A 23,005-nucleotide genomic window follows, 5' to 3' on the forward strand; every position below is an offset into this window, starting at 1 on the left:
ACTGAACGCCTTCGACATCACCTTCGACGGCCGGCTCTCCGCAGCACGTCAGTAACCTTCAACTACCCGAGTTACACCGCTCGTTTGACAGACCCCCCAGCTGGGGGGATCGCCGGGACGGCCTTGCTCGGGTAAGCGGAGAGGATAAGGTCACGGAGGTACTTTCCATATAGTTTGGGGTGGTTATGTCGCATCAGATACGGGTGGGTGTCCGGCTGGTGACGGCCGTTTTGCTGGTTGGTGGTCTTGCGGGCTGCAATCCGGGGGTGACGGTCGGCGGTGACGCGAAGCCGTCCCCGCCCGGGCAGGGACCGGCGGGAGAGCAGGGTGCGCCGGCGGTACGGGCGCTTCCGGGTCTGTCGACGACGGCGGTGGCCCGCACCCAGCTCGGCGGGCTGAAGGTCGCCGCCCAGCAGACGATGACCGGTTATAGCAGGGCCAAGTTCACGCACTGGGCCGGGCAGGGTGACGGGTGTGACACCCGCGAGGTCGTCCTCGAGAGGGCTGGGAAGGCCGTGAAACGCGACAGCGAGTGCAAGCCCGTTTCGGGTACCTGGGTTTCCGTCTACGACGGGGTCACGGTCACCGATGCGGGGAAGCTCGACATCGACCACATGGTGCCTTTGGCGAATGCCTGGCGTTCGGGGGCCGGTTCCTGGACGGCCGAGCGCCGCAAGGAATTTGCGAACGACCTCACCCGCCCCCAGCTGCTTGCGGTGTCGGCGGCAACGAACCGGGCCAAGGGCGACCAAGGCCCCGACGAGTGGCAGCCCCCGGCCAAGACCTACTGGTGCACGTACGCCACGGCGTGGACGAACGTGAAGAGCGCCTACCAGCTCACCGTCACCCAGGCGGAGAAGACCAAGCTGACCGCAATGCTGGAGATGTGCCCCTCATGACCACCCACCAGCCAGACGACAAGGCCCGCCCCGGTGGCAGGTCCGACGGGGCGGTTCCGCTGACCTCCCACGCCCGGCGGGGCGATGGCCGAGGAGGTCGGTGTTATCACCGGCGACGTCTCCCTGACGACTGAGGCCGGCCCGGATGGCATGGTCCAGGTCCGTATCCAGTACACCGGCGCGGACGAGTGGTACACCCTCACCGGCAGCCCAGCCCCGCTCCCACCCGAAGGCCTTGCCGCGTTCCACGAGCGCGTCGTCGAAGCCGTCCAGGCAGGCGGCGCTGCCGAAGTCCCCCATCCCTAGTACTCCAGCTGTAGATAACGATCATGCTTTGCCCGCGGCTTGACGGCTGTAGTGGCTGGCCCGAGAACGGGCTTGATGACGACGCCGCCAGTGGGACCAGCGGAGCCAGTGGTCGGCCGCGTGAACAGGTCGGCCGACCAAGGCGATGAAGAGCCGCTGGATTTCGTTGCAGGTCAGCGGGATCAGGTCGTCGGGGCCGGGGCGGAGACGGTGCTCGTGGGCGCGGACGACGGCCAGGAAGGCGTGGGCGAGCATGGCGAGGGTGACCCAGCGGGACCAGGACGTGTAGCGGCGGAGCTGGTGCTCGTCCAGTCCGGCCAGACCTTTTCCGGACTGGAACGTCTCTTCGACCCGCCAGCGGGATCCCGCGACCCGCACCAGGGTTGTCAGGGGTACCGGCTTGGGTGAGTAGCAGCGGTAGTAGGCGAGTTCGCGGGTGGTTCGGTTGCGGCGGATCAGCAGGTGGCGGTGGCCTGGCGCGGTGCTGGGCAGGTCGATGTGGGCCCAGTCGTAGAAGCGGTGTCCTTTGGCTCCGGCTCCGGCGGACAGCTTTTGCCAGGCTCGCTTGGGGAGCTTCTTGGCCAAGTTGTCCGCGCGGAACTTACCCGCCCCGGTGGTGACCTCGTGGGTGCGGGCCACTGCGAGCACGTATCCGGTGACGCGGTCTTCCAGGGCGGCGCGCAGGGTGGGGTTGCCGCCGTAGACCTCGTCTCCGGCTACCCAGGGTGCGTGGTGGCCGGAGTCCAGGAATCGCGTGATCATGCGGGTGGCCAGTTCGGGTTTGGTGGCGAACGTGGTGTCCGGGTCGAGTCCGGCGGCCCGGCAGCGGTCGGGCAGGTCGGTCCACGAGCGCGGGATGTAGAGCTCTCGATCCAGTGCGGCGTGTCCGTGCCGGCCTGCGTAGGCGAGGTAGACGGCGACTTGGGAGTTCTCGATTTTCCCCGCGGTGCCGGTGTATTGGCGCTGTACGCCGACGGTGTGGATGCCCTTCTTCACGTCGCCGGTCTCGTCGACCACGAGCACTGCCTGGTCGTCGTGCAGGTGCTCGACCACGTAGTCGCGCAGGTCGTCACGGACGACGTCGGCGTCCCACTTGGCGCGGCTCAGCAGGTGCTGCATGGCGTCCGGAGTGGCCTCCCCGGCCCATTCGGCGATGGTCCAGCAGTTCTTCCGCGGCAGGTCCGCGAGCAGTCCCAGCACCAGATTCCGTATTCGGCGTCGGGGTTCGACCCGTGCGAACCGGCCTGCGATGCGGTCCATCAGGCCCTCGAACGCTTCCTGCCAGCGGGCAGCGTCTACGCTGTGACCTGCGGCCACCGCGTGATCGTTTGTCTTCACACACCGATGATCAACGGTGGCCGCACCTGTCAGAGCCAGCAGGGCGGAAAGGCTCGTAGAAGGAGTCGCAGTGCTGGGGTTGCTGGGCTTCTACGACGAACTGGACGACCGCTCCGGGCAGCCGAGCGGATCGATCCGCGACGCCGTCGGGTCCGTCGGCGAGCCGGACGAGGCGGACGTGGTGGCCTACCTCGACGCCGGCCACGTCCTGATCGACGTCATGGAAGCCGGACACGACGTCATCACCGGCAGCACCCACCGGCACTCTCCGGGATGCTCCTCCCTGGTGACCGACGGCACCTGGTTGTGGCGCCAGGACTTCCCGCACTACCTGGAAGCCCACCACGTTGCGCTGCCCGGGATGTTCCTCGAACACGTCCGCAGCCTGAACTACCAGATGCCCACCATCGCCGTCGCGCAGTTCGCTCCGCACTACGACGAGACCATGCCCCTGGTCGGATGGGCCTCGGCTGTCCCGTGGCGATCGACGGCGACCACGCTCGTGCCTGAACTACGAGTAGTGACCAGCAAAGCCCAGTTCGACGCGACGATGCTGGACCAGGACCGGAACCGGCCACACGGCAGCTGGGGCAGGGCTGATTCATAGTCCTGGCTGCTTGGAGAATCGGCAGGTCACAGGCATGTGACGGACCTTCACTCCACCAGTTCCGCACGCAACGAAGCTCCGATGATCAAGGGGACCTCCAAGTCGCCCGATCACCGGAGCCCCGATGTGCCGTCAGTCTGCCACCGTCTGTCTGATCAAGTCGCCTTCGCGTGAACACCGTGAACTTCCCGGCATGGCGGCGCGGCTGGCCTCCCTGCCAGATCCACGCGCCCGGCGGGGCCGGCGTCATAGCCTCGCCTCGGTGTTACTGACCGCCGCGTGCGCGGTGCTGGCCGGAGCCCGCTCCTATATCGCGATCGGGCAGTGGGCCCGCCACGCGCCCCAGGACACCTTCTCCCGCCTGGGGTTTCATCCGCGCGGCCCCCTCGGGGTCCGCCGCGCGGCCTCTGTGTCGACCGTGCGCCGGGTGCTGGCCGGGGTGTGTCCCGGCGGCCTCGCCGACCTCCTCGGCCACAGCCCGGCCGGCACTGAATCAGTCGCGGTGGACGGCAAGAGTGCCCGCGGTTCACGCACCGAGGTGGCTCCGGCCGCCCACCTCCTGTCCGCCGTCACGGCCGCGGGCCGCACCGTCAGCCAGCTGAGGGTGCCGGACAAAACCAATGAAATAACCGCGTTCACCGCCCTGTTGGACCCGTTCGACCTGACCGGCACCGTGGTAACCGCCGACGCTCTCCACACGCAGCGCGAACACGCGAAATGGCTGGTCGAGGCCAAGAACGCGCACTACCTCCTGGTGGTCAAGGGCAATCAGCCGAGACTCCACGCCGCGGTCAGATCCCTCCCCGGGAAGGAGGTGACCGCCCGCCGCTACGACCGCGAGGCCGGTCACGGCCGACGCGAGACCCGCTCGCTACGCACGCTTACCGTCACCGGTCTCGGCCTGGACTTCCCCCACGTCGTCCAGGCGGTGAAGATCCTGCGGCACCGCACCGATCTGAAGACCGGCAAGGTCACCCGGCAGACCATCCACGCCATCACCGACATGACCGCACGCGAGGCATCACCACAGCTCATCGGCCGTATCGCCAGAGCGCAGTGGGGCATCGAGGCCGTCCACCACGTCAGGGACACAACGTTCGCGGAGGACGCTTCAAAGATCCGCACCGGACACGGACCGGAGAACATGGCCACCCTCCGAAACCTCGCGATCAACATCCTCCGCGACGTCGGCCACCGCAACATCGCCGCCGGACTCCGAGAGGTCTCCTACACACCCTTCGTTCGCCCGCTCGACCTACTCGAACTGCCCCTGACCTGCAACGGGACATGACCAACCAGACTATGAATTAGCCCTGGGCCGGCGCCAGCGAAGTGCCGCTGCAGTGTCCGGTCGGTCGGCGACCATCGCTGCGTGGTCCGCAGGATCCGCTGGATTTGGGCCGGGGTGCGGACGGGGCTCTCCTTCTTCAGTGCGGCTGCCAGGTCCTGAACTTTCCACGGGGCCCGCAGGGTGACCTGCTGCTGGGCCGGGACCAGCGCGGGGAGACCGGCCGCGCGGTAGTGGCGGACCCGGCGGTCAAGGGTGCCGCGGGCAACCTTCACCTGCCGGCCGAACGGGTCGGTGTGCTCTTTCGCGGTCGGCGCGCGGGATTGACCAACGGGTCGGCATTGCCCATCACCCCCGCTGGGGCCTGGGGCCTGCCGATCAATAACTCTTCGGTTTTCGTGGGCTGTTGGGTCGTAGGATGCGGGGGTGTCGGAGGCAGAGCTGGTGGATGCGTTCGGGCTGTTGCTGCCGCATCTCGATGAGCGTCAGCAGCGCCTGACACTGGGCGCCGCGGCCCGCGTTCTGGGCCACGGCGGGATCCGCATGGTGGCCGGAGCGGCCGGAGCGGCCGGGGTGGCCGAGTCCACGGTGTCGCGCGGGAAGCGGGAGCTGGAGCACGCGGAGGAGCACGCTGGCCGGGTCCGGGCACCGGGCGCGGGTCGGAAGCCCTTGCGAGAGGCCGATCCGGGGCTGGTGCCCGCGTTGCTGGCGCTGGTCGAGCCGGACCAGCGCGGCGACCCGGAATCTTTGCTGCTGTGGACGGTGAAGTCCACCCGGAATCTGGCGGCCGAGCTGACGCGTCAGGGGCACCGGGTCGCTTCGGACACGGTGGCCACTCTGTTGAAGGCGGAGGGCTTTCCCCTGCAGGGCACCTCGAGGACCACCGAGGGGGCCCGGCATCCGGACCGGGACGCCCAGTTCCGCTACATCAACGACCAGGTCACGGCGTACCTCGCCGACGGGCAGCCGGTCATCAGCGTGGATGCCAAGAAGAAGGAGACGCTGGGAAACTACGCGGTCATCGGACGCGAGTGGCATCGCGCCGGACAGCCGGTGCAGGTCCGCGCGCACGACTTCCCTGAGAAGGGTGCCCAGAAAGCGGTGCCGTACGGGATCTACGACATCGGCGCGGATACCGGCTGGGTGTCGGTGGGCTCCGACGGGGACACCTCTGCGTTCGCGATGGCCACTTTGCGCCGCTGGTGGAACGGTGAGGGGCGCCGCCGCTACCCGCACGCTTCTCGCCTGCTGGTCACCGCCGACGCCGGAGGCTCCAACGGCTACCGTGTGCGTGCCTGGAAGAAGGAACTCGCCGATTTCACCTATGAGTCGGGCCTTGATGTGACTGTCTGTCACTTTCCACCTGGGAACATCGAAGTGGAACAAAATAGAGCACCGGCTGTTCTCACAGATCAGCATCAACTGGCGTGGCAAGCCCCTGACCAGCCACGAAGTCGTCGTCAGCACCATCGGAGCGACCACGACACACAGCGGGCTGTCCGTCCACGCCGAGCTCGACCCCGGCACCTACCCCACGGGCGTCACCGTCCCCGACACCGTCATGGAGCGCCTGCCCCTGACGCCGCACGAGTGGCACGGCACGTGGAACTACACGTTGCGCCCCGAACCGCTTGCTCCCGAACCGCCCCCGCCCAGCCCCGAGTTCGGGCGCTTTCCCACCGGGGACAAGCTCCCCGCCTGGCTGCGGCACCCCACCCTCACCGGACTCGACCCCGCCGCCTTTGACGATCTCGCCGTCCGCTACCGAGCCTGGCGTGCCGAGCACCCGCCGATCTTCCTGCCCGGGAAACGCCCCGACGGCGGCCCCGGCGCCGGCGGCAGACGGCTCTCCGTCTCCGACCAGCTTGTCGTCTTCCTGATCAAGAAGCGCTGGTCCATAACGAACGCCGTTCTCGCCGAGGCGACCAGCCTGGCCAAGAGCAGAATCGGCGCGACCCTCCAGGAGGTCACCCCCGTGCTCACCGCGCTCGGGCACAAGGTCCCGGCCGGCGCCCTCACCGTGACCACGGCACAACAACTCGCCGCGATCGCCGGGCACGACCCCACCCTCCCGTAATCCCCACCAAGATCGACGAGTTATTGATCGGCAGGCCCCAGGGGGCCCTGGCCAGCTCCGCACGTGCTGCGTGGTGGCTGCGCTGCCAGCCGACGCGCGGTGTCCTGCCAGGTGTCGGACAGCCTGAGGAGTGGGCGGGAGACTTCGGGCATGGACCTGGAGTCGGTGGCGGCGGAGTTGTACGGGCTCAGACCGTCGGAGTTCACCGCGGCCCGGGACGCGCATGTGGCCAGGGCCCGCAAGGCCGGGGACAAGCCGCTCGCTACCGCGATCGGGGCGTTGCGGAAGCCGACGGTCGCGGTGTGGGCGGCCGGTCTGCTGGCCCGCCGCCGGCCGAAGGAGGTGCACGCCCTGGTGCAGCTCGGTGAGGCGTTGCGTACGGCTCACCGGACGCTGGACGCCGGGCAGCTGCGGAAGCTGTCGCACGACCAGCACGTGGTCATCGGCGAGCTCGCGCGCACGGCGCGCACCCTGGCCACGGAGGCCGGACAGATGGTGAGCGAGCCGCTGCAGCGTGAGGTCGAGCAGATCCTCCACGCGGTCCTCGCTGATCCGGATGTCGCCGCGCAGTGGGCAGCAGGCCGGCTGGCGAAGGCCCCGGATGCCGTGTCCGGGTTCACCGGTCTGGAACCGCTGCCGGGTACCTCCCCGCCCCAACGGGAACAGCAGGCCCCGGCGGCCGGATCCACGGCGGACCACGCCCAGCCCCCGGAGCCGGACGCTGGCATGCGGGCGGCTCAGGCGCGCCGCGAGCGGACGGAGGCGGCCCGGGCGGAGTTGGCCGAAGCCCAGGCGCAGGCGGAGCGCCTGGAGACGGCGCAGGCTGCCGCTCAGGAGCTCGCGGACCACGCGGCCGCCACCGTTGCGACGGCCGAGGCCGACGTACAAGCGGCGAAGGAACGCCTGGAGACAGCCCGGGCGGCGAGCACGCACGCGACAGCGGGTCTGCGGGAGGCCAGTCGAGCGGCCGCGAAGGCACGGGCAGGGGCGCAGGCCGCGGGGACGGTCTTGCCGAACAGGCCGATAGTGATCCGTCCGGCCGGCTTCCCGCCGACGGCGACGTCCATCCACACCTCGTCGGTGACCTTGGGGCCCGTGGGCACGTTCTCGGGCGGCGGGTCGCTCACCCGACTGGTCACCTGCGTCTGACCTGTCGCCGGGGCGGTGAGTAGGGCGCTGCCCGCCAGGGCAGCACAGGCTGCCAGGACCGCGGTACGTCGGAGCACGAGGAATCCCTTCGATCAGCGGCGCCCGCCAGGCGCCGAGCACGCGATGCCGTGGACTCCCGCGGTACGCCCACACGCTGACGAGCGGCGGACCGAATTTTCTGGACCACTGCCCACCACGGGCTGCCCGGCGCCTGGGCCTGTTGGGACTGCGGTGCCACCGACACCACCCCGGACCACTGAGGCCGACGACGGCCTTCAGTGGCGGACCAGCGGCGGCCGGGTCAGACGGTGCGCTTGAGGCCCCAGACCTGGTTGTTGCCGGGGCCGGCAGGCAACTGGATGACCTTGGCGCCGTCGGCGGTGCTGCTGTCGGCGACAGTGAGAGCCTTGCTGCTGGCGGCGTTGATCAGCTGGAAACTGTCACGGACCGCACGCAGGAGCCAGCCCTGAGTCGCGTTGGGCTGGCACTTGGCCTGCACGGCGGGCGACCCGTTGGCCGGCACGTCCCGGACCGTCAGGCACAGACCGCTGTTCACGTTCTTGAAGGAGTGGACGTCTGCCGGGGCCCCGGGGATGTGGAACAGCTCCCACTTCTGCGGCTTGGCCCCGGCGATGCAGGACCACTGCATGGTCGCGGTGCCATCGCCCATCTGCGGTGCGGCAACGCCCAGGCACTTGCCGCTGTGGAGAGGGCTGAGGGTATACAGACCCGGAGCCGGTTCGGCCGCCGGGGCCTGCTGCGCGTGAGCGCCGGGACCGGCAAAAGCCGCCTGGGCCAGGAACAGGGCGCCGAGGACAACAGAAGAACGGGCGGGTCGCAGGTATCGCATGGGCGTCTCCATCTGACGGAACAAGAAAAGGTGATCGCTACGCAGCGTAGTGATCTAGCTCCTCCAAGTGCGGCCGTCGGCGACCTGCCCGCGCTGGGCCGGACGCCCCGCACCCCCCAGCGGCGGGCCTCCAGCCGACCAACGGCACCACATCCGCTGCCACCGAACAGGGGGATGACGGACCGGTCACCACGTTGACGACCCGGGCGCACCCGCGCTCCGAGCGAAGTACTCGGCCGCAGGTGTGATGACCAGATTCTCGCCTTCCAGGACTTCGGTGCCCGGATCCGTCGACGTATCCGAGGAGTGGCCCCCTCCGCTCCCCCCTCTCCTGAACACACGGAGAGTGACGATCGGAAGGTGCGCATGGTGCGCGAACTCGCGCACCGTGCGCACCCGGGCGGGGTGGCCCGGATGAACTCGCTGATGGGCACTCGACGGACGGGCCATCGGGCAGGCGCCGGGCGCCGAGAGCCTTGAGGAGGCCGGGTCCTGTCCACGAACCGGGACCCGTGCCCGTAAGGCGGGACCGCCCGGCTGTCCGGCCGCTAGTCGAGGACCGCTTGACCGCCTTCCCCTGCCTCGGAGCCGGAGCCGGAGCCGGAGCCGGAGCCGGTCCCGGACCCGGACCCGCCGCCTCCGAGTTGGCCGCGGCTGCAGGCGAGTTCGGTGAAGGCGATGGTTTTGACCGGGCCGAGGGGGTTGGTGTTCACGGGGGTGGGGGTCATTTCCAGGATGGCGCCGTCTTCGGGGCCGCCCTGGATGGTGCCGACCAGGGGGCTGACGGCCAGGGCGCCGACGGGGCAGGCAGCGGTGTAGTGGTCGGTGCGGTGGGTGCCGTCGGTGAAGTCGTAGCGGATGGTGCCGCTGCCGGAGTACTGCGACAGCAGAGTGCTGGCCAGGCCGGTGAACGTCCCGGTGACCGTGATGGTGGAGGCTTCCAGGAGTTTCCCGGACCGGCCCGGGATCCGTACGTCCACACACCCGACGCCCACACTGTTGAGCTGCACGGTCGTCGGGGTGGGTGTGAGGTCCAGGGCCGGGGTGTACCCGAGGTGGCCGGTAACCAGAATGCAGTGGTCGGCCGACGGCGCGGCTGTGGCCGCGGGTCCGGTCAGGCCCAGGCCCGTGGCGGCCAGGGCCAGAACGGTAAGGACGCGCGGGAGGACCGCGGCGGACGCTTTGCGCCGGGGGAGGATGTCATCGGGAGGGACTCCTTCGGGTGGGCCGGGGCAGCGCGAAGCCCCCAGAGCCACACACGCCTGACCTGGGACTTGAGGGTGCCGTATTGACAGCCGTTCAACGACCGGCGGCAGCGGGAGTCACATCTGCCGGCGCACGTGGCCGAAGCCGGTCTGCCGCAGAGCGGGACTCGGGCACGGGTGTCGTCCCACGGCGGAGGCTGCTGTCCGCGTCTGGGCCGGCCACCTGCTCGACGTACTCGCCGTGCTGTATTTGGCGCCCGACCCTACGGTGGCAGCATGAGCGACCCGGAGAAGAACAAGGCCACGGCGCAGGCCTTCTACGATCTGATGTTCAACCAGTGCCGCCCCGCCGAGGCCATCGACCAGTACGCCGGTGACACCTACATCCAGCACAATCCACACGTCGGCGACGGCAAGCAGCCGTTCATCGAGTACTTCGAGCGCATGGCCGCCGAGTACCCCGGCAAGAGGGTAGAGGTCAAGCGCGCCTTCGCCGACGGCGACCACGTGATCCTGCACTGCCACCAAACCTGGCCCGACGAGGAGTACGCCGGCATCGACATCTTCCGCTTCGACGCCGATGGCAAGATCGTCGAACACTGGGACGTCCTCCAGGTGATCCCACCCATCTCCAGGAACGACAACACCATGTTCTGACCCTCGTCCGGCACGCCGCACCGCACATGCTCGCCCGCCCACCCATGGCCGCACCTCCATGTGGGCTCCGCCGTCCGGGCTTACCATGCCGACGGTCGCGGTGAGGATGGCTACGTCCCGGGCCCGGGCAGGCGCCCAGAAGGCCGCTGACGCGCAGCGGCCTCGCACCGTGCTCCAGCAGCAGGCCGTTCAGGAATGTGATCAGCACGGCCCAGCCTGGCACAGCGGGCCACATCCCGAACCACTGGACCAGCACAACCAGCCGCGCTACCCAAGAGGCCCGTGACCGGGCGCAGCTCCCTGGCCAGGCAGCAGCGCCCAGCCAGTGGGTCACCCGCTTCCTGCTCCGGGGGAACAGGGGCCGGGTGCCCGCGAGCCTTGATCGGGTCTCGGCCTGGCGGCCGGATCCGGCTCTTTCGCTGTCCTGGCCAGTTCCGCTTGTCTTGGCTTGCGACGTCCGGCCCGTCGGAGCGCATACGGCCAGTTCAAAAGGGGTGCTTGTGTCCAACAGCGAAGCAGAGAACGCCAACATCTCCGCCGGTGAGGGAATCCAGCAGATCCCGGCCAGGATCAGCGTGAGCGAGGTGCCGGCCGTATCGGACGCCCGTGACAAGCTGCTGGCGGCCATCGGCACCGAAGCCCAAACGGTCGCGGAGAAGTCCACGGGGCAGGCTTCCACGGCACTGGCGGAACTCGCCCGCGCCTACGCCCTGGTGACCGGCGCCGCCGCCCTCAGCGACATCACGGCTGACGGCGCCACGGTGGGCGCCCGGGTATCCAGCTTCCATGATTGGACAACCTCCAGCTGACGCCCCGGCAGAACCCAGGCCCGCCGCCCCCGCCCCGCCCGCCGGGGCGGCGCCGGCCAGTCATTGGCAATCGGCCGCCTGCCCCGGCCAGGCGCGGTCGGGCCGATAGCTGGCCGGGGAGAGGCGGTGTGCCGGGTACGGGAGGGTGAGGGCTGTGGAGCACCCCATCCCGTACCCGCCGCTGCGGCCTGCTAATAGGCGTCGTAGCCCTGCCTGCCCAGGTCCCTCTTCCCGATACTCACCGGCGTGGCGGCCACCGCGGCGGTGGTGGTGACGAGAGCGTAGGCGTGGGCGAGCTGTTCCAGGGCTGCGGCTGCCTGGCCGGGGAACTTGTCCGCGATGTACTGGGCCTCGGCCCCGATGGCCTTCAGGAGAATGTCCCGGGTATCGGAAGAGGCGGGCACCTCGCTCAGGATGATCTGCGCCGGGATCTGCTGGATTCCCCCGGACTGGCTCTCGCCCGACGCGATGGCGCCCAGGTCGGTTGCTTCGATCGTCTCTTGCTCGTCTGCCATGGCTCGGTTCTCCTCCTGGCCAGCACTTTGCTGCCCTGATGGGAGCCTGTCAGGGCGCCGTGTTGCTGATCCACGACTCCATGGGGATCGGCCGGGAATCGACGTTGGCGCAAAGATCAATGTGCGGGCATGCAGCACCGGCCGGCCCCGCCCGCTGGGCCCCCGGTGCACAGGGTCTGTCTTCTGCGGGGCGGGGGCGTCACCAGGAGGGGCTTGGGGGAGTTGGGGAGGTGACTGGTCCGGCGCCGGTCGCCGTGTGGCGAGGGCGAAGGGTGCTGGGCGTGTTCCGTCGCTACGAGCAAGGATTCAAAAAATGATCAAACTTTCCCGGGTGGCGGCCTCCGCCGTCCTGGCCTTCGGCGCGCTGTGTCTTCCCGCGTATGCCGCGTCGGCGCAGACCCCCACCACCAGCGCTGGTCTTGCTGACGGATCGCCCTGTGACGGCTACCCCCACGGCGCCCTCATCGCGGACCCGGATGACCCGGCCATCTACTACCAGTGCTCGTGGGGCGAGGCGTACCTATTCCAGTGCGAGAGCGGCCTTCACTTCAACCCGAAGCTGGCGGTCTGCGACTGGCCCGTGGACGCCGGCAATCCGGCCGCCAACCGGAACAGGGACACTGACCGGAGCTGACGCGACGGGGGGCGCTGGCCGGCACGGTCCGTGCCCGCCAGCGTCCGCCCTGCGGCCGGAAGGCCGGATAGCACGTTCTCCGGGCGCCGGGCCCGACACCTGCAGAGTGTTCGCGCCATCGTCGGGTTCGAGCCGTTCCCTAAGGAGTTGCTGCCTGGCGGTGATCTTCGCTGGAACGCTCCGAGCAGGAAGGCAAGGTGCCGTCCCGTGAGGAGAGACCATGTCCGACGCCCCGCCTGAAGTCATCGACCTCGGCGCGATCCCCAGCTCCGGTGACGGCCCCACAGCGCCCGCCCCGGGCTCGATCCCCGTCACTGAGATCCACCCGGAGACCGGCAGCACCCTGACCGTGGTCGAGCCGGCCGACGTGAAAGCGGAAGACGTGGGCATGTTCAGCGTCCGCTACAAGGGGTTGGTGCCCACGCTCGTCCTCACCGGCGGCACGATCGCCCCCTCCGTGATCACCGTCGTGGACGGGGCCGGGAACATTCTGGGAGAGTACGAGGCACGCCCTGCCCCGAAGCGGATCGCGAGCCGGGGGGTTCCCGTGGACCAGAACAATCTCGGCTGCGCCACCCCCGACTGCAAGCCCATCAGCTGGACCAAGTAGACCCACCTGCTGAGGGCCTGTCCGTGCTCCGCACCGGCCTGTGGCGGGGCACCTCCACCGCGCACATTCGATTGCCAGGTCAGCGATTTCCTGGAGCTGGTCGGGTGGGGCCGGTAACTGTTTCGGCGTGGTGGCGTTGGGCTGGTGTGTCCCTGCGGTGCCCAGTCCACCGACACCATATGCGCGACGGCGGCGCCGGCCTCGCAGCCGGCGACCGATACTCGGCAGGCTCAGAAGACGGCCGGGGGAGGTCCATCGGGGCATTAACGCGATTGCGGCGCCCGCATCACCTCGGCCTGTCTGGAGTTCTGTGTATCCGCCTTCCCCTGTCTCCCCGCTCCCGCCGGCCCCGCCTCGCCGCTGGCACCCCGCGCTGGCTGTCCCGGCCGTGGTCCTCGCCACGCTCGTCGTCCCGCCGCTCGGTGCTGCGCTCGCGTTCATGGCCCGCTGGGACAAGGCCGGCAGAGCGGTGACCGTCGTCCTGGCCTCGATCTGGTTCGGGGTCCTGCTCGCCACCGCGTCCGGCCCGAAGACCACGCAGGACAACGCCAACCCCGTCTCCCAGCCGGTAGTCACCGTCACCGTGACCGCTCCGGCCCCCCTTCCAGCCACTCCCGCTCCCGTGCCCTCGGCGACACCAGCGACATCACCGTCCGCCCCCGTCTCCACGGTGGCCCCGACACCGTCGCCGGCAGTACCAGCTGCTGCCGCCCCGGCGCCCCCGCGGGCTTCCCCGGACCGGACCCGTGCCCCAGCCCAAGCTGCAGACGACGGTAAGGCAAGGACCTCTGGCAGCGCTCCGGCAGTGCGGGATTCGTCATCCGGCGGGAGCTCGAGCAGTGGGGGAGGCGGCAGTGCCTACTACCGGAACTGCACCGCTGTCAGGGAGGCAGGAGCAGCTCCGATCCGCCGCGGGGACCCTGGCTTCGGAGGCCACCTCGATCGGGATGGTGACGGTATCGCCTGCGAGTGAGCCGGCTGAGGTGACGCAGTGCCCCGCTCCGGTACCGGCTGGGGTGACTCGGACCTGAGGTGCTGTCGAGAGACGGCTGTATGCCGGGGCAGCGCGTCGCTTTCTGGCCGCTGATGACGTCGGTGGCTGAGTTGTGCATTTCGCGGCAGTACCTGGGCCCGTACCTTGCGTCATGTGCGCTGATCAGTGGCGGTTGCTGCGTCCTGGTGGCGTCGGCACTCTTGCTCGAAGGGGAAACGGCATGGCAACAGGCACGGTGAAGTGGTTCAACGCCGAAAAGGGATTCGGCTTCATCTCCCAGGACGAGGGGCCGGACGTGTTCGTCCACTTCTCCGCGATCCAGTCCGGGGGCTACCGCTCGCTGGAGGAGAACCAGAAGGTCGAGTTCGAGGTGACTTCGGGCCCCAAGGGTCCCCAGGCCGACAACGTTGTGGTTGTCGCCTGAGGCACCCCCAGCACGCCCCAGGGTTCCAAGGCCCGGACAGCCCGCGCAGCAGGCGTCCGGGCCTTGTGTGCTGCCGCAGCTAGGCTTCGACCGCAGCTGCGGTGAACGCCTGGTTGAATCTTGTTCAGGGAAGGGGATTTCCTGGTGTGCGGTGGGGATGGGTAGGTCATGCTCGAGGATTTTCCGCTCCCCGTCCCTTGTGTGTTCTGTGCTGCGACCGGTCGGCAGGGTGACACCCGCACGGTGTGCGTCTCGCAGGGCCGTTTGTCGGTGACCTGGCATTCGGATGCGTGTCCGCATCTGGCGGCGGACCGGATCCTGGCCGAGCGGGAGTGAACGTCAGCACCGGAGGCGGTGACGCTTGGCGATCCCGGATCGTTTCAGCGGACGTGAATCACAGATTCCGTTGTGTAGGTCCCGACCGGGCACCCGGACCCGAGGACGACCGCCGTCCTGCGACGGCTCCCGTGCCGTCGCAGGGCAGCATGCGCGACTCTCCGCCACGGACCGGGATCCGTGTGTCCGGCGAAACGTTGCATCGGGTGGATGCTGGGAGCCGAACGGGTGGCGCCGGGGACCAGGCCCCGTGGGGTGATGATCACTCTGTGCGTGTAATGGCGCCGCACGCCCGTGATCGCGGGTGGGTATCCGTCTTGCCCCGGGAGCCTCATGTCCGCCTACCCTTCTGTTCTGAAGCCGACTACGTGCCCGCGGTCCGCGGTCCGCGGCCGCCCGGTGTCCGCCGCGGTGCTGGCTGCCGCACTGTTGCTCCCGCTCTGTGTGGCCGGTGTGGGCACCGCGCACGCGGCGCCGGGCCCGGCGGTGACGTGCACGCTCAACGGGACGTCCATCAGCCCGGTGGAGGCGATCACCGGTACCGCCGGCGTCGACAACCTGGAGTGCGCGAACGGCGTTCCTATCGGGCACCCCATCGACCTCCTCGGCGGCGATGACACCGTGACCATCCGCGGCGGAACGGCCAGCGACGTCAGGGGCGGTGACGGCAACGACACCATCAACATCACCGGAGCCGCGGACGCGGGCGACGGCCTGATCGGGAAGATCGTCGTCGACGGCGGAGCCGGCAACGACAAGTTCACGATCAGCGGAGGCACGGGCCGCACCGGAGCCAACGGCGCCACGGGCGCGCACGGCAGCACCACGGACACCGGAATCGGCGGCCGCGGCGCGGCGGGCGCGGCCGGTGGCAAGGGCGGGACCGGTAACCCGGGCTCCACGGTCATCGCGGGCGCCGGGACCGACACGATCAACGCGTATGGCGGCAAGGGCGGGACCGGCGGCGTCGGAGGCAAGGGCGGCGACAGCGTGGAGGACCGCCCCGGCGGCCTGGCCGGCGGTGCGGGCGCGGCTGGCGAGCGCGGGATCCCCTACAGCAGCGGCGTCTTCACCTACGAGCCGGAGGACACCTTCCACGCCTACTACGGCGGCGCCGGAACCCCCGGCACTGCGGGCGTCCGAGGCGCGAACGGCCCGACCTACACGCCCTGACCTCTTTTTCCCGGGTGCCGTACCGCAGGGTGGCTCTGACGGAAGAGCAACTGCCATCGTCACAACCAACCTGAGAGAGTGCCGGTGAGGGGTCTTTAAGGTGCCCGTCCTGGGGCCCGTCGGCTGTCCTGAATGTGTCGCGGATCGGGGCGTCGGCTCCTGTGACCGGACCCTGTCGACGATCGCAGACCCGCACTGGCTCCGCCTGGTCTGCGCCGACGCGGGTCCCGTAGATCAGGCCGCCCGCGTGTCCGCAGGGGCCCCACCAGTCGCGCTGCGTCCGGAGCAGGCCCGCTAGGTCGCCGGGCACCTGACCGCCGCCGGCCCGGGAATGACTGCGCGTGGAGCGTTTTCCACCTCTCAGTCACCACAAACCCCACTCGCCCTGCGCGTCCCAGCCAGCTTCCCCAGCGCGTGGCCGTCATGCCGGTCACCGCCGCTCGGGGTTGAGCGACACCCTCGAACCTGAGCACCGCCTGTTCTGCATGCGATTCAAGACCGGAGACGGTGGGCCGACTCGTCGGCAGGCTCAATGCCCGAAACCCGCCCCCGGCATCGGCATCCTGAGTGCCGCCCAACTCTTGCCCCCGGCTCCCCGCCACCGCCGTTGCGGTGCTCACGGCCGGTGTGCTGCACGCCACTGACCCTGGCGGGCCGCGGCCGGGCGTGCTGTCCTACCGAGAGGGGTTCAGTACGTCTGGGGCAGGGTACGCAGGCGCTGTTCCAGGGTGCGGGCGGTGTCCAGGTCGGGGGCGAGGACGGCGTACTCGGCGGTGCCGGACAGGGCGGTGTCGTCGCCGGTGATCACCACGCCTTGGCCGGTGGCGGTGTCGAAGGCCAGGCCATGGCGGTTCAGCGCGTCGAGCAGGGCGGGCATGTGAGCGGTCGGAAGGTCGTTGCGGGCGAGAAGGACGTGGTCGCGCTGCCAGTCCGGGCCGAGCAGGGTGGTGGCGAGGTGGTACAGGTGGGTGCAGCCCCCGAGGCGGGCGTTGACCTCGTTGAACCACACCTGCCCGTCGGGGACGAGGATCGCGTCGATGTTGACCAGCCCGTGGTAGCCGAAGTCGCGCATGCCCGAGGCCAGGCGCAGGGCGTGTGCGAGCAGGGTGTCGTGGACGGCCGGGGTGAGGTGGGGGGCGGGCATGATGAAGCCGTTCCAGATGGGTTCCATGAGCATCTCGCCGATGCTCAGCAGGGTCGGGGGGCCGGCCTGGGGTGGGGGGCAGTGGATTTCCAGGCACAGGGAGCGGCAGTGGGGGTGGTAGGACTCGGCGACGATCTGGCCGCGGGGTGCGTGAGTGGGAGTCAGGCCGGTGTGGGCGAGGATCGCGGCGCGTTCCTGCGGGGCGGTCAGGGGCAGGGTGCGCATGGCGCCGGCTGGCGGGAGGTGGGGGTCGGTGAGGCAGAGCAGGTTGCCGGCGCCGCCGCCGCTGCGGTCAGTCTTCAGGATGACCGCTCCGGTGGGTGCGGCCAGGCGGTCCAAGGCGCGTTCCAGGTCGCCGCTGGTGGCGCACAGCGCCCCGTCGGGGACCGGGACGCCCAGGGCGGCGGCCATGGCGCGGAAGACGACCTTGCTGTTGAACAGTTCCGCGCCGCCCTCGGCGTCGAACGGGCGGACCGTGCCGTGCGGCAGTTCGAGGGCCCGGGCCAGGGCGGCGGTGCCGCGGTCCGCGAGATAGGCCCGAAGCTGCCACTGCTCGGGCACGGCCACCAGCTTCTTCAGCCGGTCCAGCGGGCCGGGGTGGTGCAGTGCCTCCTGGCTGAGCATGCGCGCCGAATTGTCCTGGGGGGCGAGCAGGTCCACCCGGTCCGCGTCGAAGCCCATCAGGTCGCCCACATAGGCCACGTACGCGGGGTCGGCCGCCTGCGGCATGACCAGGGCGTCACCCTCGCGCAGCAGCCACACCATCCGCGTCGCGACGACCGGCGTGCCCTCCAGCTCGCGCGGGTCGAGCTCGTCGAGACGGTCCACCATGTACTCGCTATTGCAGTTGCCGACCCACAGGCTGCGCACGGCGCTCCCCCTTGTCCACGGTGCTGACGGGTCCATCCTGTCCTGCCTGCCAGGGACCCAACCGCCGTCCCCCAGGGGTCCTGCGCGGTGCGGGCGGAAGGGCGGCCCTCCTGGGCACGCCCACGGACGGCGCGGGCTCGGGCAGGGGCAGGTTCAGTCCGCCGTCGCGGTCTCGGCGGTGGCGGCGCGGTCAGGAGCGGTGCGCAGATAGTCGGCGACGAAGCCTCGCACCGCGGCCACCTGGTCCTCGGTCAGGTGCCGGAAGCCGCGGGAGGCGCCGCGGCAGTGCGCGCTGCCGCAGGCGCAGCGCGGGACGGCGATGCTCTCCCACTCGGTGGAGGCGTAGTCCCAGGCGATCTCGGAACCGGCCTCGATCGGGTGCAGGGCGATGAAGTCGTAGCCGCCCGCGGCGTTGTCGCGCAGTCCGGTATTCGGGGAGCAGGAGTGGTTGACCAGCCGGGCCGGGGCGTCGAGTTCGACGTGGGTATCCCAGCCGGTCTGGAAGGAGTGGTCCGTGCGCCGGTCCAGGCGTTCGGTGGGCCGGCCGATCAAGACCGTGTCGCCGGGTGCATAGTCACGCAGTGCGAACACGCCCAGCCCCCTGCCGGGGGCGGGCCGCACGGCGACCCCGGCGGAGGTGTCTGCTGTCTCCTGATGCATGGAAAACCCTTCTTGACAGGTATTCCTCATCCTGTCTCAGGCCGCAGCCGCTGATCCGATCTTCCGCGGAACCCGGCCACGGAATGATCGTCTGTGCTACACCCTCCACGGCTGACACCGTCACCGCTCGGGGGCAGCCCGGCACCGAGCACGGCGGGCGGCTTGCGGGGCCGGCGGGCACATCCGATCTGACAAGGGTGATGGCACTGACGTTGCGTGATGGGAAGATCCACGCGGGTCGGCAGCCAGCCGGCCGGGAGAGGGACAGCCCTGTCTGGCGAGGGCGCAGCACCCGCGACCACCGACCCGGGCGCCACCACGGGCACCGAGGACGTCCAGTCGGGCCTCGATGCTGCCCAGCAGATCGGCGAATTCGGGCTCGGCGGCTTGACCCTGCCCGGCTTCGACCCGGCAGCAGTACAGGCCCAGGAGATTCATGAGCTGATGCGGAAACAGGTCCTGACCGCCGCCCAGACCGCCGGCCAGCTCGGCACCTCCTCCCACGCGATCCACCACATCCTTGAGCGAGTGCCTCTCGCGCAGAACCTCTACCAGGCACGGCTCGCCGGAACGAAGCGTGAGGAACTCAAACGCCGCCTGCCCAGAGTGGCGTTGGCGCAGCTCGCACGACACTCCTCCCAGGCAGAGACCGCCCGCCGCTTCAGCGTGAGCAATCACATGGTCGCGGCGCTCCGCAAGGAATACGGGCTCCCCGCACCGCCGCGGGGCAACCATGCCGTTCTGGCAACGGATCCCTAAGGCCCGCCGGCAAGGACGACGAGGAGTGCCCCGGCCACGCGGGGGAGCGGGTCAAGGCCGGCAGACGGCACGGGCGCCGGATGCAACTGGCTCCTCGCTTGGGCGGCTTCGACGAATATCGCCGAGCTGGTACGGGACCCGACCATGAATATCAGTTGCTGGGTGCGCGGGCGTGGCGTGCGGCTACACGGCAGTGAGTGCGTCGGCGAGCCGGGTGCAGGCGTCGGGGTGGGCCCGGAAGTAGCGCCCGAGGTGGTGGGTGGCGTCGGGGAACACCAGGTGGGTGAAGTCGGCGCGGCTGGAGAGTGCCTGGACCAGGGCCCGGTTCACTTCGGGGGGTATGACGTGGTCCTCGGCGGGTACCACCAGGACGGCTCGCCCGCGGAAGTCTGTATAGGCGTCCAGTGCTGCCGAGTCGCGCCACGCCCCGGGGGTGCGGATCACCTCGGTGAAGCCCGCGTCGAAGGGGAGGTCCCAGGCCCGGCGCGCGTAGACGGCCGGGGCCAGCAGAGCGACGGCCGTGATGCGGTTGCCGTAGTGGCCAAGGAGGTCACCGACGGTCTGCCCGCTCATGCTCGCACCGACCAGCACCAGGCGGTCGGTATCCGGTACGAGTTCGTCGATGACCGACCGGGCTTGCTGGAATCGGCGCTCGAGACTCAGCTTGCGCAGCTGGCCGGTACTGGCACCGTGGCCCGAGAAGTCGGGACTGAGTACACGACACCCTCGTTCGGCCAGCAGGTGCGCCAACTGCCGGTGCACCGATTGGTCCGCGGTGCCCGCGCCGTGCAGGACCACCGCGCTGCGGCCCGGCTGCGCGCCGTGCGGCTGGAGAACTCCGCAGGCGATTTTCTCGTCGCCCACGGTCACGGTGTGCTGCAGCGCCTCCAGCTCCTTGCGCGCGGCCTGCGCACGCGGGCGGGCCTCCGGCTGTGCGGTGTGGAGCCGGCTGTCCTCGCCTTCGCCGTCCGGCTTCGCGGCGGGTTCGTCAACGGCCATGTAGGCCCTCCCCTGTCCCGCACGGCACCTGCCAGCCAGGGACCCCGCCCCCAGCCCGAGCCCCTTCCAGACCAGGAACCCGATGCGTCCGCTCACTGTCCCAACCGCCCCCCACCCAGGCGGTGACGTTGCGTGCACTTCATGGGCGGGACAGACGCATTGGCGGGAAAACTCCCTCGTCAGGCTTGATCACACGACCCGGCCTCAACTCCGAGGACACCCGCGACCTCACGCTCGACGGCCAAGAGCTGCCCACGAGTGGCACCGCACAGGTCCCGGCTCCGGCCTCTGCGGCTGACCTGGTCCGTGCGCCGGCTGGCCTCTTTGCGTTCCAGGGTCATCCATCGGGGCTGCTGAGGGGGAATCCCCGCTGCGTCCGGGGCGGGCTCGGCTGCCCTGTTCCTTGTGGTCGGCGTGGTCGGCGTGGTCGGTGCCGTCGAGGGTGAAGTAGCGCAGGGCCGTGAACTGGGCCTCGATACGGTTGAGCTACGAGGAGTTCGTCGGCGTGTAGGCGATCTCGACGTTGTTCGCCGCCGCCCAGGTACCGACCCGCTGGCACCTCTTCGTGGTCAGGTGCGGGGAAATGTTGTCGCAGACGATCGCGATCCGCACCTCTCGCGGGTAGAGCGTGCGCAGGTAGCGGCAGAACTCCAGGAACTGGGTGCGCCGCTTGACCGGCTTGATGTGGCCGTAGAGCTTGTCCTTGGCCAGGTCCAGGGCGGCGAACAGGTGCCGCACGCCGCCGTAGCGGTTGTAGGGCGCCCGCCGCCGTCGGCGTGGCTCACGGTCGGGGTCCTTCTGCTTGCCGCCGCGCTCGGCCCACTGCCGGCCCGGGTGGGGCATCAGGTTGAGTGGCCCGAACTCGGCCATGCAGAAGACGACTTCGGGCTCGCCGTCCTCGGGTATGACCTCACCGTCGGCGATCTGGTAGAGGTGCTCGACGCGGGCCTTCTTGGCCGCGTAGTCCGGATCGCGGGAGGTTTTCCAGGTCTTCAGACGTTGAAAAGAGACGTCCTCCTCACGGAGCAGGATGCGTGGGCCCTCGTGGCTGATGTCGTCGACCACCCCCTCGGCAACCAGGAAGTCGGCCAGCTTGGACAGGCTCCAGGTCGAGAAGGGCAGGTCGTGCTCGGTCGGCTTGGACTTGGCGATCTTCTTGATCTCGCGTCGCTCGGGCAGCGTGAACGTCCTGGGCCGGCCGCCCTTGTACTTCGGATACAGCGAGTCGAAGCCGTCCGTGTTGAAGTTGTGGATCACATCCCGGACGCGGTCGTCGCTGGTGAACGACCCCTCGGCGATCCTAGCCACCGGCATGCCCTGCGCGGACAGCAGCACCATCTGGGCCCGCCGCCAGGTCACCACCGACCCGGTGCCCCTGCGGATGATCCGAAGCAGCCGTCTGCCTTCGTCATCGTCGATCTCACGGACCTCTACCCGTATCGCCACTCGCACACGGTGACGGCCACGCGCCTCCCTGGCACAGCAAAGGGACGGCGCGTCACATCACAACAGGGCAAACGTTGCCTGTTACGGAACCAGCTCTGTCATTCGGTCAAGTTTGTCGGTCTGATGGCGGAATACACGAGCATGTCCACGCGGTTGCCGCCGATCTCCTGATGGCTTCGAAGCAGCCCCTCACGCTCAAATCCTGCGAGTTCAGCCGTGCGCACGGAAGCCACATTCCATGGCTCTATGTAGAGCTCGATTCGAAATAGCTCCGGTATGGACCAGACGAACCGCGTCACCGCTATGAGCGCGTGACCCGCGACCTTGCGACCCCGGGAGCGGGGCGCGACGGAGTACCCAGCTGTAGCCCGGCCTGCGGCGATGGGTGCGAGGTACAGACCGGCCGTCCCGAGCGCCTCGTCGGTGTCCTTGTCCGTCACGCAGAAGGAGTAGCCAGTCCCGGTGCGGAGATGGCTGAACTGCCGCTCGATGTATGCGAGGGCCTCCTGGCGGCTGGCGTTGCCAGGTAGCGAGCCGGTCTTTGGCACGTATGCATCGGTCGACAGGTCCATGAGCATACCCACATCGCGCTCCTCAAAGGCTCGGAGGCGCACGTCCCTGAATGACGGAGCGGCGGTCGGCATCACAAGCTGAGCAGGAGTCACACAGGCAATCTTCCCGCATCCGCCTGACCGAGCGAAGAGCTTCGAGAACAACGTGACGAGCGGCGAGCGAGCTGTCCCGGCGCCAGGCCGCGGCCGTCCACCAGGCCGATCCGGGTCGAGCCGGCGGCCAAGCGCGCGGCGACCAGCTCGACGCTGAGGAGAGCGCACCACGCAGCATGAGCTGACGCCCCAGGCGGTTACAGGGCAAACGTTGCCTGCTACGGCAGTAGATAGCCACTCTCGGATGTGCCCCACCCGCCCCCCCCGCCACCAGCCAGTCGGGCACGGGGCACCCCGGCAGCACCCCACGAAGCAAACCCGAACCAGTGCAGCGCCCCGGGGCCGGCTGAAGGCCGTGCCCAGTCCCGGGTGTGTCAGGCAGGGTCCCGCGGGCACTTGTACGTCCGGCCTTCATGCGACACCAGGGCGCCTCGCCGGCCACAACTGTTCCCTCCCGTGCGGCGGCCCGCTCGCGCCCGCTGGGCAAGGCATCTGTCCACGCTGCGCGCCGGCCCGCCCTGCGCGTCCCCGGGGACCCGCCCGGGGGGGCGGGAAGGGTGGGGTTGCAAAACCCGAGGTAGATTATACACA

At 69.6% G+C, this 23,005-nt stretch carries 21 protein-coding genes and 2 pseudogenes; 14 read left to right on the top strand and 9 right to left on the bottom strand.

Translation table 11 applies throughout. The features are described 5' to 3' along the window. The first annotated feature begins 266 nt into the window (after window positions 1–266). Window positions 267–899, top strand: a complete 633-nt coding sequence (locus ACWF9Z_RS34400; protein ID WP_453609212.1) for an HNH endonuclease family protein — start codon at window positions 267–269, stop codon at window positions 897–899. An 84-nt stretch (window positions 900–983) separates the two neighbouring features. Continuing rightward, window positions 984–1,205, top strand: coding sequence for a hypothetical protein (locus ACWF9Z_RS34405; RefSeq protein ID WP_453609214.1), 222 nt, complete (start codon window positions 984–986; stop codon window positions 1,203–1,205). A gap of 21 nt (window positions 1,206–1,226) precedes the next feature. Here ACWF9Z_RS34405 and ACWF9Z_RS34410 read toward each other — a convergent pair whose 3' ends face one another. Continuing rightward, window positions 1,227–2,465: an IS701 family transposase gene (locus tag ACWF9Z_RS34410; RefSeq protein WP_453609273.1), complete on the bottom strand. Its 1,239-nt coding sequence runs from the start codon at window positions 2,463–2,465 to the stop codon at window positions 1,227–1,229. 148 nt (window positions 2,466–2,613) lie between these two features. On the opposite strand from ACWF9Z_RS34410, the gene ACWF9Z_RS34415 reads away from it, so the two are divergent. The 4 genes and pseudogenes from ACWF9Z_RS34415 (at window position 2,614) to ACWF9Z_RS34430 (ending at window position 7,664) form a co-directional block, all read left to right on the top strand. Further along, on the top strand, window positions 2,614–3,150 hold the full coding sequence (locus ACWF9Z_RS34415) for a hypothetical protein (RefSeq protein WP_453609215.1): 537 nt from the start codon (window positions 2,614–2,616) through the stop codon (window positions 3,148–3,150). 193 nt (window positions 3,151–3,343) lie between these two features. Beyond that, window positions 3,344–4,441 carry an ISAs1 family transposase gene (locus ACWF9Z_RS34420; RefSeq protein ID WP_453609276.1) on the top strand — a complete coding sequence of 366 codons (1,098 nt, stop codon included), beginning with the start codon at window positions 3,344–3,346 and terminating at the stop codon, window positions 4,439–4,441. Between the two features lie 441 nt (window positions 4,442–4,882). After that, a pseudogene (locus tag ACWF9Z_RS34425) lies at window positions 4,883–6,515 on the top strand (ISAzo13 family transposase). A gap of 150 nt (window positions 6,516–6,665) precedes the next feature. Then, complete coding sequence (locus tag ACWF9Z_RS34430) at window positions 6,666–7,664, top strand: hypothetical protein (protein ID WP_453609218.1); 999 nt, start codon at window positions 6,666–6,668, stop codon at window positions 7,662–7,664. A gap of 301 nt (window positions 7,665–7,965) precedes the next feature. Here ACWF9Z_RS34430 and ACWF9Z_RS34435 read toward each other — a convergent pair whose 3' ends face one another. Continuing rightward, window positions 7,966–8,514: an RICIN domain-containing protein gene (locus ACWF9Z_RS34435; RefSeq protein ID WP_453609221.1), complete on the bottom strand. Its 549-nt coding sequence runs from the start codon at window positions 8,512–8,514 to the stop codon at window positions 7,966–7,968. Between the two features lie 548 nt (window positions 8,515–9,062). Further along, entirely contained in the window at window positions 9,063–9,524 is a 462-nt protein-coding gene (locus ACWF9Z_RS34440; protein WP_453609223.1) for a hypothetical protein, read from the bottom strand. A 471-nt stretch (window positions 9,525–9,995) separates the two neighbouring features. On the opposite strand from ACWF9Z_RS34440, the gene ACWF9Z_RS34445 reads away from it, so the two are divergent. Both ACWF9Z_RS34445 and ACWF9Z_RS34450 read left to right on the top strand, forming a co-directional pair. Beyond that, window positions 9,996–10,376 (top strand): nuclear transport factor 2 family protein, encoded by a 381-nt coding sequence (locus ACWF9Z_RS34445; RefSeq protein WP_453609225.1) that lies wholly within the window; start codon window positions 9,996–9,998, stop codon window positions 10,374–10,376. A 500-nt stretch (window positions 10,377–10,876) separates the two neighbouring features. Continuing rightward, the gene (locus ACWF9Z_RS34450) at window positions 10,877–11,185 is read left to right on the top strand and encodes a hypothetical protein (protein ID WP_453609228.1); all 309 of its coding nucleotides are present in this window, start codon (window positions 10,877–10,879) and stop codon (window positions 11,183–11,185) included. Window positions 11,186–11,376: 191 nt separating this feature from the next. On the opposite strand, the gene ACWF9Z_RS34455 is transcribed toward ACWF9Z_RS34450, so the two are convergent. Continuing rightward, the gene (locus ACWF9Z_RS34455; RefSeq protein ID WP_453609229.1) at window positions 11,377–11,700 is read right to left on the bottom strand and encodes a hypothetical protein; all 324 of its coding nucleotides are present in this window, start codon (window positions 11,698–11,700) and stop codon (window positions 11,377–11,379) included. 313 nt (window positions 11,701–12,013) lie between these two features. On the opposite strand from ACWF9Z_RS34455, the gene ACWF9Z_RS34460 reads away from it, so the two are divergent. The 5 genes from ACWF9Z_RS34460 to ACWF9Z_RS34480 all read left to right on the top strand — a co-directional run bounded on the left by ACWF9Z_RS34460 (window position 12,014) and on the right by ACWF9Z_RS34480 (window position 15,871). Then, a complete protein-coding gene (locus ACWF9Z_RS34460) occupies window positions 12,014–12,334 on the top strand; it encodes a carbohydrate-binding module family 14 protein (RefSeq protein ID WP_453609231.1) in 321 nt (106 codons plus the stop codon). A 220-nt stretch (window positions 12,335–12,554) separates the two neighbouring features. Beyond that, on the top strand, window positions 12,555–12,944 hold the full coding sequence (locus ACWF9Z_RS34465; RefSeq protein WP_453609234.1) for a hypothetical protein: 390 nt from the start codon (window positions 12,555–12,557) through the stop codon (window positions 12,942–12,944). A 439-nt stretch (window positions 12,945–13,383) separates the two neighbouring features. Then, a complete protein-coding gene (locus tag ACWF9Z_RS34470; RefSeq protein ID WP_453609278.1) occupies window positions 13,384–13,917 on the top strand; it encodes an excalibur calcium-binding domain-containing protein in 534 nt (177 codons plus the stop codon). A 241-nt stretch (window positions 13,918–14,158) separates the two neighbouring features. After that, window positions 14,159–14,362, top strand: a complete 204-nt coding sequence (locus tag ACWF9Z_RS34475; RefSeq protein WP_453609237.1) for a cold-shock protein — start codon at window positions 14,159–14,161, stop codon at window positions 14,360–14,362. A 747-nt stretch (window positions 14,363–15,109) separates the two neighbouring features. After that, window positions 15,110–15,871, top strand: coding sequence for a hypothetical protein (locus ACWF9Z_RS34480; protein WP_453609239.1), 762 nt, complete (start codon window positions 15,110–15,112; stop codon window positions 15,869–15,871). 688 nt (window positions 15,872–16,559) lie between these two features. On the opposite strand, the gene ACWF9Z_RS34485 is transcribed toward ACWF9Z_RS34480, so the two are convergent. Continuing rightward, window positions 16,560–17,885 (bottom strand): preATP grasp domain-containing protein, encoded by a 1,326-nt coding sequence (locus ACWF9Z_RS34485; protein ID WP_453609242.1) that lies wholly within the window; start codon window positions 17,883–17,885, stop codon window positions 16,560–16,562. A 153-nt stretch (window positions 17,886–18,038) separates the two neighbouring features. Next, complete coding sequence (locus ACWF9Z_RS34490) at window positions 18,039–18,545, bottom strand: SET domain-containing protein (protein WP_453609244.1); 507 nt, start codon at window positions 18,543–18,545, stop codon at window positions 18,039–18,041. 219 nt (window positions 18,546–18,764) lie between these two features. Between ACWF9Z_RS34490 and ACWF9Z_RS34495 the strand changes: the two genes are divergently transcribed. Further along, complete coding sequence (locus ACWF9Z_RS34495) at window positions 18,765–19,304, top strand: hypothetical protein (RefSeq protein WP_453609247.1); 540 nt, start codon at window positions 18,765–18,767, stop codon at window positions 19,302–19,304. Between the two features lie 183 nt (window positions 19,305–19,487). Here ACWF9Z_RS34495 and ACWF9Z_RS34500 read toward each other — a convergent pair whose 3' ends face one another. The 3 genes and pseudogenes from ACWF9Z_RS34500 to ACWF9Z_RS34510 all read right to left on the bottom strand — a co-directional run bounded on the left by ACWF9Z_RS34500 (window position 19,488) and on the right by ACWF9Z_RS34510 (window position 22,414). Continuing rightward, window positions 19,488–20,303 (bottom strand): alpha/beta hydrolase family protein, encoded by an 816-nt coding sequence (locus ACWF9Z_RS34500; RefSeq protein ID WP_453609249.1) that lies wholly within the window; start codon window positions 20,301–20,303, stop codon window positions 19,488–19,490. Window positions 20,304–20,684: 381 nt separating this feature from the next. Continuing rightward, a pseudogene (locus ACWF9Z_RS34505) lies at window positions 20,685–21,749 on the bottom strand (IS630 family transposase); the annotation flags it as partial. A 98-nt stretch (window positions 21,750–21,847) separates the two neighbouring features. Then, on the bottom strand, window positions 21,848–22,414 hold the full coding sequence (locus ACWF9Z_RS34510) for a GNAT family N-acetyltransferase (protein ID WP_453609252.1): 567 nt from the start codon (window positions 22,412–22,414) through the stop codon (window positions 21,848–21,850). Window positions 22,415–23,005: the final 591 nt, after the last annotated feature.

The sequence above is a fragment of the Streptomyces sp. NPDC054961 genome, from assembly GCF_053609145.1.

Excerpts from the sequence above, each read along its gene's own strand:
- ACWF9Z_RS34420 (WP_453609276.1), top strand. The coding sequence starts at position 3,344 with ATGGCGGCGCGGCTGGCCTCCCTGCCAGATCCACGCGCCCGGCGGGGC.
- ACWF9Z_RS34455 (WP_453609229.1), bottom strand. The coding sequence starts at position 11,700 with ATGGCAGACGAGCAAGAGACGATCGAAGCAACCGACCTGGGCGCCATC.
- ACWF9Z_RS34470 (WP_453609278.1), top strand. The coding sequence starts at position 13,384 with ATGGCCCGCTGGGACAAGGCCGGCAGAGCGGTGACCGTCGTCCTGGCC.
- ACWF9Z_RS34490 (WP_453609244.1), bottom strand. The coding sequence starts at position 18,545 with ATGCATCAGGAGACAGCAGACACCTCCGCCGGGGTCGCCGTGCGGCCC.
- ACWF9Z_RS34500 (WP_453609249.1), bottom strand. The coding sequence starts at position 20,303 with ATGGCCGTTGACGAACCCGCCGCGAAGCCGGACGGCGAAGGCGAGGAC.
- ACWF9Z_RS34410 (WP_453609273.1), bottom strand. The coding sequence starts at position 2,465 with ATGGACCGCATCGCAGGCCGGTTCGCACGGGTCGAACCCCGACGCCGA.
- ACWF9Z_RS34475 (WP_453609237.1), top strand. The coding sequence starts at position 14,159 with ATGGCAACAGGCACGGTGAAGTGGTTCAACGCCGAAAAGGGATTCGGC.
- ACWF9Z_RS34495 (WP_453609247.1), top strand. The coding sequence starts at position 18,765 with ATGGGAAGATCCACGCGGGTCGGCAGCCAGCCGGCCGGGAGAGGGACA.
- ACWF9Z_RS34430 (WP_453609218.1), top strand. The coding sequence starts at position 6,666 with ATGGACCTGGAGTCGGTGGCGGCGGAGTTGTACGGGCTCAGACCGTCG.
- ACWF9Z_RS34435 (WP_453609221.1), bottom strand. The coding sequence starts at position 8,514 with ATGCGATACCTGCGACCCGCCCGTTCTTCTGTTGTCCTCGGCGCCCTG.
- ACWF9Z_RS34405 (WP_453609214.1), top strand. The coding sequence starts at position 984 with ATGGCCGAGGAGGTCGGTGTTATCACCGGCGACGTCTCCCTGACGACT.
- ACWF9Z_RS34465 (WP_453609234.1), top strand. The coding sequence starts at position 12,555 with ATGTCCGACGCCCCGCCTGAAGTCATCGACCTCGGCGCGATCCCCAGC.
- ACWF9Z_RS34445 (WP_453609225.1), top strand. The coding sequence starts at position 9,996 with ATGAGCGACCCGGAGAAGAACAAGGCCACGGCGCAGGCCTTCTACGAT.
- ACWF9Z_RS34460 (WP_453609231.1), top strand. The coding sequence starts at position 12,014 with ATGATCAAACTTTCCCGGGTGGCGGCCTCCGCCGTCCTGGCCTTCGGC.